The sequence below is a fragment of the Shewanella sp. ULN5 genome (assembly GCF_030731885.1).
Classification (GTDB): domain Bacteria; phylum Pseudomonadota; class Gammaproteobacteria; order Enterobacterales; family Shewanellaceae; genus Shewanella; species Shewanella holmiensis.
Genome location: NZ_JAPJEE010000026.1, coordinates 1 through 14,306, shown reverse-complemented (window position 1 = coordinate 14,306; position 14,306 = coordinate 1). Strand labels below are relative to the sequence as shown.

Below are 14,306 nucleotides of genomic sequence, written 5' to 3'. Positions count from 1 at the left end.
TGTGGTTTAAAATGATGAAAGTGCTGAGTCTGCAATTTGTTCCCAAATTGCAGTTACTTTAATATCTGTTTGCGAAACATAGGATTTATCCTCATCAAAATTTACAATTAAATTACCTTGATAAGTAGGCCACTGGAGCTGACTTGTTGAAGGATTACCTTTTCGCGCAAAATTACACCAGCTTAGTTGAATTTCTTTTACAAGTTGTGCAACACGTTCACTGTTTCCGTGAAAATACTCTGACGTAAATCCAAAAACATAACCAATATCGACGATATGGGTACATCTTAACTCAGGTAAGACTGTTCGTTTGGCTAATGTATAACGATAACCTGTACCACCACTATCAAAGTGTTTTTTTAACAAGCGATGACAAGGTTGATGAAACCAAAAATTGGTGTAAATTTCTGCCAACACTTCTTTATTGGAGATTTCAACTTTTCTCAACTTCAGCTGCTCTTGAGCGCAGCTTATATATGTAGCTATTGAATCTTGAGGAATAATCTGTGTTAATCGAGCTGTAAGCTCTTCATCACTGACTTCAGATTTTGGAGACATTAATGCAAAGAGCGTCCATTCGTCCGCATTAGTGCCAGCTAAAATTCTCACATCCTTAGCGCTACCTTCCGCGATTGCTGCATATGGCTCAATAGGAAGGTATTCATCGCCTACAACAGGCTTAAACGGTAATATGCCAAACGTTAAGTAGATTTCAGGCTTGGATATGAAACCTTGGTATATTGCCATTAAGTCTTTGATGGCCAAATTTGATAGATCCTGATGAGAGACTCCATGCTCCGCAGCATAGTCAACAAACTTTTTTGCGACCAAATTTGCTTTTTCTTTTGAGTGGAATGTATGACCTGCTCCACTTTGTAGTATTGCCTTATGAAACAGATTTTTGGCTGATGGCATTGCTAATAGGCACGCAATGCTCATCGCTCCAGCAGATTCACCAAACAAAGTAATATTGTCTTTATCACCACCAAAGTAACCGATATGCTTCCTAATCCATTTTAATGCTTCTATTTGATCCAACAAACCTTCATTGCCCGTTGAATTAACCATTCCATCAGTGGTATCAATAAGTCGTAAAAAACCTAAAGGTCCTAGTCGATAGTTTATGGATACAACAACAACATCATGATTCTTAGCCAATAAATCACCTTGGTAACTTGGCAGCACATTACCTCCTACTATAAATCCGCCTCCATGGATCCAAACCATGACTGGTTTCTTCCCAATTAAACTCGCAGTAGAAATATTGAGGTTTAAACATTCTTCGTGTTGTTTATATTCTGTTAAGTTGCCTGTTAGTTGGTCAAGGGGGGTTGGATTTTGCGGACAAATAGCGCCATCATCTATATGAGTCCTAGTTTCAACGCCAACAGTTATCGAAGGCTGCCATCGGCTATTATGGGTCGAGGCATAACGGATCCCTTTAAAATTAGTAACTCCCTCAGCTATTGATGAGGTAATACCAGTTAAAATTTTATTATTAAATTCTAGGTTTATGAATGCCAAAGTAAATTCGCCCCATTTAACTAATCTATTAAAATGTAAGTTACCAGCACAAATTTGCTCGACATGTAACCTATGTGACAGCTAATCATTTTCACATATCACTAACATAGATGACAGAAGAGGAAGTGCTCACTTGGTTATCAATAAGTAGTAATTTGGCAAAGAGTGCGTTCTTGACTCCAATAAAAAATAATTGGTTATAAATAATCAATTAAAATCAACAAAGTGGAGAGGCTAATGTCATATTTTACAAAACAGATTGGGTTCACTAGTAAGCTAAATCCCGTTGCAACAACAGTATTAATTGCTTTATCTACAACACAGTTTACTGTTAATGCACAAGAGCAAAAACAAGAACAAGAAGCTAAAAAAAATGCTGAGATAGAAGTTATGGAGGTGACATCCACAAAACGAACGACTTCGTTAATGGAGACAGGCCAAGCAATAAGTGCCTTCAGTCATAATACAATGGAGCAAATTGGTTTAGACGGTGCAGAGGATCTAATGCTGTTCACTCCGGCGTTGTCCATTACTAGTAACAAGGTATCTATTAGAGGTATTGGCAGACCAAATAACGCGCTTGGTTCCGACCCTGGCGTTGGTATTTATACCGATGGCGTTTACAACACTGAAAATGGCGTTTTCGATTACTGTAATATGTGTGATGTTGAACGAATAGAGGTATTAAGGGGACCACAAGGTACTTTATATGGCAGAAATGCAGTTGGTGGTGCGATCAATATAATCAGTAAGCAGCCCGATGAGGAGTTGGGTGGATTTATTAAGGCTGAGTTAGGTAGTCATAACTTGCAGACATTTCAAGGTCAAGTGACGGGGAGGTTATCTGAGTCTATTAGCGCTATCGCTACACTTTCTTCTTCTGACAGAGATGGCTTTCAAGAAAATTTATATAATGGTGAATTATTTGATGCAGAAGATCGCCTTTATGGTTCTATGACTATTAAAGGTGAATGGTCTGAAGACTGGGTGAGTTCCTTACGTTATATGGGGCATAAAAGAAGTGGAACACCTGACAACGGTTACACTTTAGAACCATATAAAACAACAACTAGTGGAGGAGCTCTGCCAGGCATGTTTCCTTCGGCAAATGCAGTTAACCACTTTGATGGTTATTTGGGCACTAATCCAGCGGTAAAGGATGACTCATTAGTTAACATGGATAGATCTCCTTCTTTATCTTCTAAATCGAGTCGTATAATTTTTACCAATACTCTAACTTTTGATGATTTAGATTTAAAATACACCTTAGGTTTATACGATTATGACTATCGTACACAAACCGATGCAGACCAAGGTGTTGCAGATAGTATGCGCATAGATGTAGGTCGCAATGTTGCTCATTCACTTGGTATGCCTAATCTTGATGCTTTTGGACTTGCTGGAGTTCCATTATATGTTGCATCAGATATGTTTTACAACGTACAGCAGTCAGGTGAGTCTACTTCACACGAGATCCAACTAATTTCAGATTATGAAGGCAACTTAAATTTTATTGCTGGTGCTTATTATTACAACAGCACAGAGTCACAATATTCTGATTATGTAGAGACGGGTTTTGGTCTTATGCAGGGTGATATTATTAATACAATAACAGGAGGAGCGATCAACACGGGGTTAATTGCTGATTTGGTTATATCATCAACCATTCCTGGTGTACCACCTGGAACCCCTGTTTTGGGTTTACCTCCAATGAGTTTGTACCAGTATTATGCTACCTTGGCCAACTTAGGTGCTGGTTTGCCGGGTATGGCCCCTTATGAAGTCGCAACGGATTATGAAAATGGAGGTTACTTATATTATGGACAAAACGACTTAGAGACTACCGCAATGGCTGTTTACGGTCAGGTTGAATATGATGTAACTCAAGACATTAAGGTTACCGCAGGCATTCGTTATTCTGATGATGAAAAAACGGGCTCTGACGATATTTTTGCGTATTTATCCACCCCGAAAACTCAACATGAAGTAGGTGATAGCTGGGATAAAGTAACATGGCGTTTGCAAGCTGATTGGGATATTGACAGCACATCTCATTTATACGGTTATGCGGCTACAGGCTATCGCTCTGGAGGTTTCAATTTAGGCGCAGCGACGGTTAAGGATGTAGCAAAAGTCGCGCCGGAAGAATTAATGGCATACGAAGTCGGCTATAAAAAGGTTTTATTTGGTGGTTTAGCTAATTTGTCTACAGCCGCTTACTATTATGATTACACCGACTTACAGGTTATGAGTACTATTACTGAAGGTGGCTTTACTACCGTTGGATTTAATAACGCAGCGGAAGCTTCTGTTACAGGTGCTGAAGTTGAATTAATGGCAATGGTAACGGATGACACTCAAATCATGATGAGCTATTCAATAACTAATGCTGAGTATGATAACTATGAGTCTATTGATTCTAGTGCATGTGCTATATTAGCAAATGGCGACAGCTCTAAAGATGCTTGTCAAGTTCAAGACCTATCTGGAAACAAACTAAATTTAGCGCCAGAATCGAAGTTTAGTATTGCTGCTACACAATATTTCGATATTGGTAATAATGGCCATTTGTCAGCAACCATCGCATATTCATACGTTGGTGAACAATACAGCCGAGCATTTAATTTGGAACAGTGGGATAAAATAGAATCAAATAGCCGCACAGACATACGAGTAAATTGGAGATCACCTGCTTACAACTGGAACGTTGATCTTTGGGTTAAAAATCTAGCAGATGAAAGAAACGTCATTCATATGGGGGTTCCTTCTACTGTAACTCGATTAAGTACAGGTGAAATTAGTCAACCTCTTACCTGGGGCATAAGTGCAGCTTATAATTTTGGTATCTAACTTTAATTAAAATTAAAATTAAAATTAAAAAAGCTCTCACCGCGAGAGCTTTTTACTTTATTATCTGGAAAAGATTACTATATGAGATGGGAATGGAAAAGAGTACTGATATTGAAAAGTCTATAAGTCAAAGTGCTTGGTTTCAAGGTTTGCCAAGAGAAGCAATAAATGAACTCATCGACTCAGCCAAAACCGTAGCGCATGCGGACCAAACGTATTTATATAGACTTGGTGATCAAAGCCATACGATTTATTGCGTACTATCAGGCAGTGTCCGGATTAAAATTACTAGTCTCTTGGGCCAAGAATTTTCGATCATTGATTTTAATGTTGGAAGTTGGTTAGGTGAAATGGCTATCACCGAAAAACCGACAAAAATGTTTGAAGCACAAGTGCTTAATTATTCAGTATTATTGGAGATACCAGCTCGAAAAGTAAGAGCTATAGCTGAACGGTATCCAATCATTTACAAAAATCTATTCTTTGAACAAAGTGAGCGTACCATAGGCATGAGCGAAGTGCTGGGTGGTATGTTGTTTTACCCTTTAAGGGCTAGATTGGCAGGTCGTTTGTTATGGATTATGCGAGAAAATGGAGTGGAACAAGAGGGTGGAATCTTATTAGATAAAAAGATTAGCCAACAGGAGCTCGCAAGTTTAACTATGGGCTCTCGACAACGTGTTAATAAAATTTTTAGAGAGTGGCAAGAGAAAGATATTGTTTTAATGGAAGGACAAAAATATTTTGTTAAGGATAAAGATGCACTGTATAAGGAAATTGAACCATTAGACGACAACTAATGGCTCAAAAATCAATTAAATTAAAAAATCGACATTAGATGTAAATTTCTTTTTTAAACTACACTTTTTATTACATCGGCAATGTAGGTGTTACATATTTGGATAATTGGGTCCCCCCCCCCCTTCAGGTGTCACCCAAGTAATGTTTTGGGCAGGGTCTTTAATGTCACAAGTTTTACAGTGAACACAGTTTTGAGAGTTGATTAGGAACTGTTTTTCACCCGCTTCATTTTCAACAAACTCATATACACCAGCCGGGCAGTAACGCTGTGCTGGTTCATCGAATTTCTCTAAGTTACTGGTGATAGGAATTTGACTATCCATTAACTTTAAATGAACAGGCTGATCTTCTTCGTGATTAGTATTTGACAAAAATACCGACGATAAACGGTCAAAGCTTAATTTGCCGTCAGGTTTATTGTATTCAATTTTATTGCAATCAGACGCTGGTTTTAATAACGTATAATCTGGGGTGTCATCCCGGAAGTTAAATGGTAATTTACCGCCAAAATAGTTTTGGTCTATCACGTTGTATGCACCGCCTAACACCATGCCTAACTTATGTATTACAGGACCAAAGTTTCGGCTGCTATATAACTCGTCATATAACCATGAATCGTCAAATACATGTTGGAATTGAGTTAAATCATTTTGACCTTGGTCGCCAGCCTTTAATGCATCCGCAATCACTTCGGCAGCAATCATGGCAGATTTCATAGCCGCATGATTACCTTTGATTTTGGCAAAGTTTAACGTACCCGCGTTACAACCTACTAAGAAGCCACCTGGCATAGACATTTTCGGTAATGAGTTTAACCCACCTTTGGCAATGGCACGTGCGCCGTAGGCAATACGTTTGGCTCCTGATAAGTATTTCGTATAAACAGGGTGATGTTTCATCCGTTGAAACTCTTCAAACGGGCTCATGTGAGGGTTTGAGTAATTTAAGTCAACAATTAATCCACATACAACTTGGTTGTTTTCGGCGTGATATAAATAGCCGCCACCTGATGCTCCGTCGGTTAAGGGCCAACCTGCAGTATGAACCACTAATCCTTCTTGGTGTTGCTCAGCTGGAATATCCCAGATTTCTTTGAAACCTAAGCCATAGTGTTGCGGTGATTTGTCTTTGTCTAGTTGGTATTTACTGATCAGCTCTTTACCTAAATGACCACGACAGCCCTCGGCAAAAATAGTGTACTTAGCACGCAACTCCATACCAGGCATAAACGAGTCTTTAGGCTTGCCTTCTTCATCAAGACCCATGTCGCCTGTTTGAATACCAACTACATTATTATTGTCATCATACAAAATATGAGAAGCGGCAAAACCTGGGAAAATTTCAACGCCCATCTGCTCAGCTTGTACCGCTAACCAACGACACACATTGCCCATAGAGACAACATAGTTACCTTCGTTATGCATGGTTTTTGGGAAAGCAAAGCTCGGAACTTTAGAGGCTTTTCCTTCGCCCTTTAAGAAGTAAACTTCATCGTGTGTGACTTTGGCAAAAAGTGGCGCGCCTTTCTCAGCCCAATCAGGAATAAGCTCATTTAAGGCTTTTGGCTCAAATACCGCACCTGATAATACATGCGCTCCCACTTCTGAACCTTTTTCGACCACACATACCATTAAATCTTGTTCGTTTTCTTGTGCTTTTTGCTTGACTCGGATTGCAGCAGACAATCCTGCAGGGCCTGCTCCAACGATGACAACGTCAAAGTCCATTGATTCTCTTTCTATATTAGACATTGATAAGCCTTTTATAATGAGAGATCCGTGTTAAGAGGATCTCTTTAATTGGGCAAAAGGGGATTTAAAATGAAAAGTGTTCTGGGTCTAACTGCATCATGCTTTCTGCGCCAGCGTCAATACATGCGGCATGACCTTTTGCTCTTGGTAAAACGCGATCAAAGTAGAACTTTCCAGTATTTATCTTTGCTTGGTAGAATTCGCTATCCGAGATGTTATTCTCAAGTTTACTTTTAGCCGTTAACATCATTTTCAACCAATAATAAGCCAAGCATACATAACCCGAGAACATCAAATAGTCTACCGATGCCGCGCCAATTTCATCCGCTGATTCTTGAGCTTTAACGCTAATCGACTCCGTCAACTCTCGCCACTGGTTCACATATTGTTGCAAAGTAGCACATGGTTTAGGCATGCTAGCTTCATCCATGGTTGTTAAAAAATCTTCAATTTCATTAAGATAGATTTCCAGTAACTCACCCTGGCTACCAATTACTTTTCTGCCTAACAAATCCAACGCTTGGATACCTGTCGTACCTTCGTATAAACAACATATCCGAGTATCTCTTACGAGCTGCTCCATTCCCCATTCTTGAATAAAACCATGACCTCCAAAAACTTGAATGCCGTGATTGGCAGATTCAAGACCAGTTTCAGTTAGGAATGCTTTAGCAATAGGTGTTAATAGAGCAAGTTTGCTCTCTGTTACCGCCAAGACTTTTGGATCTTTAGAAGAATAAGTATTGTCTACAAGGTGAGCCAACTCTGCGACCATTGCTCGTCCTCCTTCTGCAAAAGATTTTTGTGTCAGTAACATTTTTCGAACGTCTGGATGCACAATTATAGGATCTGCAGGTCCATCAGGGTTCTTACTTCCTGTCATGCTGCGCATTTGAAGTCGCTCTTTTGCGTAAGCCAAAGAGCCTTGAAATGCCGCTTCAGATGCTGAAACACCTTCATTTGCAACACCTAGTCGAGCTCCGTTCATAAAGGTAAACATGCAACGCAGTCCCTTATTTACTTCTCCAATTAGATAACCTTTTGCGTCATCAAAATTAATGACGCAGGTAGAATTACCATGGATGCCCATTTTGTGCTCAATGGAACCACAATTAACGCCATTACGAGCGACAATTTCACCTTCTTCATTGATGTTAAATTTAGGAACTACAAAAAGCGATATACCTTTTGTACCTTCAGGAGAACCTGGAATTCTTGCTATAACAATATGAACAATGTTTTCCGATAAGTCATGTTCACCTGCGGAAATGAATATTTTGCTGCCATTCAAACGGTAGCTACCATCCTCATTGAGTTCTGCTTTGGTTCTCAATAAACCCAAATCTGTACCGCAGTGCGCTTCTGTTAAACACATGGTGCCTGTCCATGTTCCCTCTACTAGCTTTGGCAAAAACATATTTTTCTGTTTATCAGAGGCATAACGTTCAATCGTAGAGATGCAGCCATGACTTAACCCAGGATACATTGCGAAACTGTGGTTAGCTGCAGAGAACATTTCACTGACGACAGTATTTAAAGAATGAGGCAACCCCTGACCACCAATCTCTTTATCTTGAGCCAATGTTGGCCAACCGCCTTCAACATACTGACTATAGGCTTCTTTAAAGCCATCAGGTGTTGTAACTGTACCCAGATCCCATTGGCAACCTTGTTGATCACCTATTTGATTGATCGGTGCTATGACCTGTTCTGTAAACTTCGCTGCTTCTGACAAAATAGCATCTACCATGTCAGTTGTGGCATCTTCATACCCTAATGTTAGATAGTGGTTTTCACAGTTAAGCATTTCCTGCATAACAAACTTATAATCTCTAAGAGGAGCTTTATATTTTGGCATTTTTATATCCTATGATTGAAAGTAAATTTGATTAAGCATTCTGTTTTAAAACCATTCCGGTTTCATATCGAATGCGCTACTATCTACTTTCATCACCAAATCTCCCCAGTTGTTGCATTTAGGTAGTTCAGTATTTATGAAAAACTTCATCGCTTGAATTTTTCCTTTATAAAATGGCACATCATCGCAGTGGGCTCCTTGTTCTAGTGCTTTTTTCGCGACTATTGCTTGCTTAAGCCACAACCAACTTATAGTGATATGACCAAACATATCTAGGTATGCCACAGAATTAGAAAACACCAAGTCTAAGTTCATATCTTTTGATAAACGCATTACCGTAATTGTTACTTCTTTTAACATATCCACTGCTTGAGCAAGTTTTTCAGCATAAACATCTATTTCATCTATGTGGTAAGCATTGTTAAGTGTTGTTTCAACTTGAGCTAGAAAAAGTTTATAACCAGCGAAGTCTTTCATTGGCAGCTTTCGAACGATTAAGTCCAGAGACTGAATACCCCTAGTGCCTTCATGAATAGGGTTTAGACGGTTGTCACGATAATAGAGTTCCACTGGGTGCTCGTTGATATAGCCATGACCACCTAATACTTGAATAGCGAGATCATTAGCTTTAGGGCACCAGTCGGATGGCCAGCTTTTAATTACGGGCGTTAAAAAGTCCAGTAATGTGCTTGCTTTCTTCTTTGCATCGTCCGTTAGCGCTGTTCTCTCATCATCAGCTAATTGACTCCCAAAAGCACATAACGCAAAGGCTCCTTCGGCATAACTTTTCTGAATAAGCAGCATACGTTTGACGTCTGGGTGTTCAATAATATTAACTGGTGATGACAAAGGATTTTTATTAGAAAGTAGTCTGCCTTGTGGTCGCTCTTTGGCATAATAAAGTGAATATTGGAAACCGGTTAACGCAGTCAAGGCTGCGCCAGAGCCTACCAATATTCTGGCTTCATTCATCATGTGGAACATATAACGAAGTCCTTGGTTTTCTTCACCCACCAAGTAACCTATTGCCCCATCTTGCTCACCAAAACTTAAGGCTGTCGAAGTGTGCCCCCTGCCTCCCATTTTATGAAAAAGACCTGCTAACTCCACTTCATTTTTTGTAGTAACTTCACCAGCATCGTTGACCAAGTACTTAGGCACGATAAACAGCGATATTCCTTTAATACCTTTCGGTGCTCCCTTAACTCGGGCTAGTACAAGATGGACGATATTTTCACTAAGGTCATGATCACCTCCAGAGGTCCATATTTTGTTTCCCTTAATACGGTATTCTCCATTTTCATCCTTTTCTGCCGATGTTATTAAGTCAGCCAAACCAGAGCCTGCTCCAGGTTCTGTCATTGACATGGTTCCGGTAAAACGTCCTTGGCGCATGGGCTGTACCCACTTTGTTTTTTGCTCTGGTGTTCCGTAGGCTTCAATCAAATTACAATTAGCGTGTGTAAGGGTTAAATATCCGACAGTAGTACTTGCTGCGGCCGATATGTAGCCAGAAACTGCAGCATTCACCACCAAAGGTAGTTGCATACCACCGATATCGAAATCAGTAGTTGGGGCCGCCAATCCTGCTTCTTTAACAGCGTCAAGAGCCTGTTTAATCTCTGGCAAAATATGGACTTTTTTTCCATCAAAAGTTGGTTCGTTGGCATCTACTTTTTTCTGAATAGGTAGAAAGTACTTCTCTGCGACTTGCCTCGCTATAGTGATAGCAGCATCAAACGTTTCCTTGTCGTGATCTCTATATCGTTCACGTTCAGTTAATTGTTCGACGTTAAAGAACTCATACAGGAAAAATTCCAAATCTCTTTGGTTTAAAATTGGTGCAGGCATAAATACTCCTTAATAAAGCAATTATCCGCATTAAATATCAACTGTCGTTTTGGTTTTGTCACAAGAGTGACAAATAACAAATACTTTTGGGTATCAAGAGGGCTAATGCTTCGATATAGATTTTTTGTCTCCATGGTGACAAAGGAAATTTATGGCAACTGGCAAATTGAAAGAATCTTTTGGCTAAGAAGTTTGAATAATGACCGAGTTTAATTTCAATACAACTAAAAGCATCATTAGCAATATCGGTGCAGTTTCAAAAATAGTTGATTTCTGTCGCCAGCTTTCAATAACAAAGCCATTGATTGTTACCGACCATGGCATTGTCAATTGTGGACTCTTATTGCGTCTGACAGAGCATTTATCAGGTGCAAGCTTTGCTCATTGTATTTACGACAATGTATCCCAAGATCCTTATGAAGATGTTATTTACGAAGGTACTGATGTAGCAGTAAAAAATAATTGTGACGGGGTTATAGGATTTGGTGGTGGCAGCTCAATGGATACTGCTAAATTAGTCGCTTTGTTGGCAAATAATAAAAAAATTAGATTGGACGATATATACGGCCTAGATCAAGTTACAGGTACTAGACTACCGCTCATTTTAATACCAACGACCGCTGGTACAGGCTCTGAGGTTACACCAATTTCAATTGTCACTACAGGTGACACAACAAAAGCGGGCGTCATTTCGAATCAATTATTACCTGATATCGCATTATTAGATGCCTCATTAACAATTGGCTTACCCTCGAATATTACTGCTGCAACAGGTATCGACGCTATCGTTCATGCAATTGAAGCTTATACATCAAAAATAAAAAAAAATGTCTACTCAGATATGCTAGCTATAAAAGCGATTCAACTGCTTTGCGAAAATATTAAAGAGGCGACTTTTAATGGTCGTAATATTGATGCTCGACAGAAGATGTTATTGGGGGCCAGTTTGGCAGGGCAAGCCTTTGCAAATGCACCAGTCGCTGCAGTCCATGCATTAGCGTATCCATTGGGAGGGTATTTTCATATTCCTCATGGCTTGAGCAATTCTTTAGTTTTACCGCATGTTATGAGATTCAATGCTAGTCATTGCAGCGATTTATATGCAGAGATCGCTCGCCTAACATTGCCTCACTCTTTTAAAGCCAAGGGTACAGATTTTGAAGTTACGGAAGCGTTTATCCAGTTTTTGGAATCACTGATCGTCTCTTTAGAGTTGCCAACGTCACTGAAAGAAATGGATATTGAAACAACTAGTTTGCCTCTACTGGCCAATGAAGCGATGAAACAAACTCGATTGTTAGTCAACAATCCTAAACCATTGTCAAAGTTTGATGCGCTAGCCATATATCAGAAGGCTTACGGAGTTAAAAATCTATGATGAATAAGGCTATTCCAAACAGGGAGGAATACTTTGAATTTTATCCGATAACCACTCGTTGGATGGATAACGATGTATTTGGGCATGTCAACAACGTGGTCTATTACTCCTATTACGATACAGTGATCAATCGGTTTTTGGCTGAGCACTGTGGGTTAAACCTGCAAACTTCGGATGTCGCAGCATATATTGTTCACAGTGAATGTATATATCATAGTTCAATTTCATATCCTGATGATATCGAAGGCGGATTTGTAGTAAACAAAGTGGGAAATAGTTCAGTTGAATACGGTGTAAGCGTTTTTAAAACTGGCAGTAATAGTGCATCAGCACACGGCTCAATGACTCACGTGTTTGTAGACAAAAAAAGTGGCAAACCAGTTCCTATTCCAGAAAATATCAGAGCGGTATTTTTAAATGCAGCTCGCAGTAAAAAACAATAAAGGCTATTGAATTATGAAGATAATAGTTCCGATAAAAAGAGTTATCGATTACAACGTTAAAGTTCGTATTAAATCCGATAAGACAGGTGTTGATTTAAACAATGTAAAAATGGCGATGAATCCGTTTTGTGAAATTGCTATTGAAGAGGCTATTCGATTAAAAGAGAAGGGGATAGCTAAAGAAGTCATAGTAGTTTCCATTGGCGATAAGGCATCACAAGAACAATTACGAACAGCACTTGCCCTAGGGGCAGATAGAGCGATACAAATAGATACCTCAGAAAACCTTGGCTCTTTGCAAGTAGCAAAACTTTTAAAATACATTGTTGAAAAAGAACAGCCAAGTCTGGTTATTTTGGGGAAACAATCTATTGACTCAGACAACAATCAAACGGGCCAAATGTTAGGGGCATTAACTGGTATGCCACAAGGGACATTTGCATCAGAAGTAAAGATCGCAGATGACCATGTGGAAGTGACTCGTGAAGTGGACGGTGGGTTAGAAACATTATCGTTATCGCTACCCGCCATAATTACGACCGATTTGCGACTTAATGAACCTAGATATGCGTCATTACCGAATATAATGAAAGCTAAACGTAAACCATTGGAAGTCCTATCGGCTGCAGATTTAGGAATAGAACTGTCATTTAAGATGAAAGTATTAATCGTAGAAGAGCCTGCGATAAGAGGCGCTGGAATTATGGTGTCTTCAATTGAAGAATTGGTCTATAAATTAAAAACTGAAGCTAAGGTGATTTCATGAGCGTTTTAGTGATAGCTGAGCACGACAACCAAGAATTAAAATTAGATACCGCTAAGGCAATTGGAGCTGCAATAAAAATCGGTGGCGACATACACCTCTTAATCGTTGGATACAATTGTGCTGGCGTGGCAGACCAAGCCACAAAATTAAAAGGTGTTACTCAAGTACTATTGGCAGATTCACCTGAATTTGAACACCAACTGGCTGAAAATACGGCTGAATTAATCGTTGATTTGGCTAGTGGATACGGACACATTATAGCGCCTGCTACAACGACGGGTAAAAATACGATGCCGCGAGTGGCCGCATTGTTAGATGTAGAACAAATATCCGACATAATTTCAGTGGAAAGTACTGACACTTTCAAACGACCAATTTATGCAGGTAATGCAATTGCTACCGTTAAAAGTGACTACGACACTAAAGTCATCACCGTTCGGACTTCAGCTTTTGATTTGGTAAATGTTGGTGGCGCTGCTGAATTAGTGACTTTAAACCTTACGAAAGCAAACGATAAATCTAAATTTGTTAAGCAAGTGCTCACTAAATCCGAACGACCTGAATTAACAGCAGCATCTATTGTGATATCAGGGGGGAGAGGAATGCAAAACGGTGAGAACTTTGCTTTATTGGAGCGCGTCGCTGACAAGTTGGGGGCAGCGGTAGGTGCGTCTCGGGCCGCAGTAGATGCTGGATTTGTTCCAAATGATATGCAAGTTGGACAAACTGGTAAAATTGTTGCTCCTGATCTGTATATCGCGGTGGGCATTTCTGGTGCAATTCAGCACTTGGCAGGTATGAAAGATTCGAAAGTGATTGTGGCTATCAATAAAGACCCAGAAGCGCCTATATTCCAAGTCGCTGATTATGGGTTAGTGGCAGACTTGTTTGAAGCATTGCCTGAATTAACAAACGCTCTTAAGTAATATTACATTATTACTTAAAAGAGCGACGTAAAATGTATTAGTTTCGACTTGATCTGACATTCAACTTGAAAAAGTGAGAGTTACCCGTTTTGATAAAGGTGTCGAATCTTTTAATCAAAACCAAAGGTAACTCTCATGTTGCATACTAACAATCCAAT

General features: G+C 39.6%; 10 protein-coding genes. 6 read left to right on the top strand and 4 right to left on the bottom strand.

The window, feature by feature from the left end; translation table 11 throughout:
- Window positions 1-6: 6 nt before the first annotated feature.
- The gene (locus ORI98_RS17440; RefSeq protein WP_306136054.1) at window positions 7-1,524 is read right to left on the bottom strand and encodes a carboxylesterase/lipase family protein; all 1,518 of its coding nucleotides are present in this window, start codon (window positions 1,522-1,524) and stop codon (window positions 7-9) included.
- A 237-nt stretch (window positions 1,525-1,761) separates the two neighbouring features.
- Between ORI98_RS17440 and ORI98_RS17435 the strand changes: the two genes are divergently transcribed.
- Window positions 1,762-4,374 carry a TonB-dependent receptor gene (locus tag ORI98_RS17435; protein ID WP_306136053.1) on the top strand — a complete coding sequence of 871 codons (2,613 nt, stop codon included), beginning with the start codon at window positions 1,762-1,764 and terminating at the stop codon, window positions 4,372-4,374.
- 92 nt (window positions 4,375-4,466) lie between these two features.
- On the top strand, window positions 4,467-5,174 hold the full coding sequence (locus ORI98_RS17430; RefSeq protein WP_306136052.1) for a Crp/Fnr family transcriptional regulator: 708 nt from the start codon (window positions 4,467-4,469) through the stop codon (window positions 5,172-5,174).
- A 90-nt stretch (window positions 5,175-5,264) separates the two neighbouring features.
- Here the strand turns inward: ORI98_RS17430 and ORI98_RS17425 are convergent, their stop codons facing one another.
- From ORI98_RS17425 to ORI98_RS17415, 3 genes are all read right to left on the bottom strand, one after another.
- Window positions 5,265-6,917 (bottom strand): electron transfer flavoprotein-ubiquinone oxidoreductase, encoded by a 1,653-nt coding sequence (locus ORI98_RS17425; RefSeq protein ID WP_306136080.1) that lies wholly within the window; start codon window positions 6,915-6,917, stop codon window positions 5,265-5,267.
- Window positions 6,918-6,990: 73 nt separating this feature from the next.
- Window positions 6,991-8,784: an acyl-CoA dehydrogenase C-terminal domain-containing protein gene (locus ORI98_RS17420; RefSeq protein ID WP_306136051.1), complete on the bottom strand. Its 1,794-nt coding sequence runs from the start codon at window positions 8,782-8,784 to the stop codon at window positions 6,991-6,993.
- A gap of 45 nt (window positions 8,785-8,829) precedes the next feature.
- The gene (locus ORI98_RS17415; RefSeq protein WP_306136050.1) at window positions 8,830-10,635 is read right to left on the bottom strand and encodes an acyl-CoA dehydrogenase; all 1,806 of its coding nucleotides are present in this window, start codon (window positions 10,633-10,635) and stop codon (window positions 8,830-8,832) included.
- 199 nt (window positions 10,636-10,834) lie between these two features.
- On the opposite strand from ORI98_RS17415, the gene ORI98_RS17410 reads away from it, so the two are divergent.
- The 4 genes from ORI98_RS17410 to ORI98_RS17395 are packed head-to-tail and all read left to right on the top strand — an operon-like array spanning window position 10,835 to window position 14,148.
- Window positions 10,835-12,013, top strand: coding sequence for an iron-containing alcohol dehydrogenase (locus ORI98_RS17410; protein ID WP_306136049.1), 1,179 nt, complete (start codon window positions 10,835-10,837; stop codon window positions 12,011-12,013).
- On the top strand, window positions 12,010-12,456 hold the full coding sequence (locus ORI98_RS17405; protein WP_371931189.1) for an acyl-CoA thioesterase: 447 nt from the start codon (window positions 12,010-12,012) through the stop codon (window positions 12,454-12,456). The genes ORI98_RS17410 and ORI98_RS17405 overlap by 4 nt, the downstream gene beginning before the upstream one ends.
- Before the next feature lie 13 nt (window positions 12,457-12,469).
- On the top strand, window positions 12,470-13,222 hold the full coding sequence (locus ORI98_RS17400; RefSeq protein WP_306136048.1) for an electron transfer flavoprotein subunit beta/FixA family protein: 753 nt from the start codon (window positions 12,470-12,472) through the stop codon (window positions 13,220-13,222).
- The gene (locus tag ORI98_RS17395) at window positions 13,219-14,148 is read left to right on the top strand and encodes an electron transfer flavoprotein subunit alpha/FixB family protein (protein WP_306136047.1); all 930 of its coding nucleotides are present in this window, start codon (window positions 13,219-13,221) and stop codon (window positions 14,146-14,148) included. The genes ORI98_RS17400 and ORI98_RS17395 overlap by 4 nt, the downstream gene beginning before the upstream one ends.
- Window positions 14,149-14,306 lie beyond the last annotated feature (158 nt).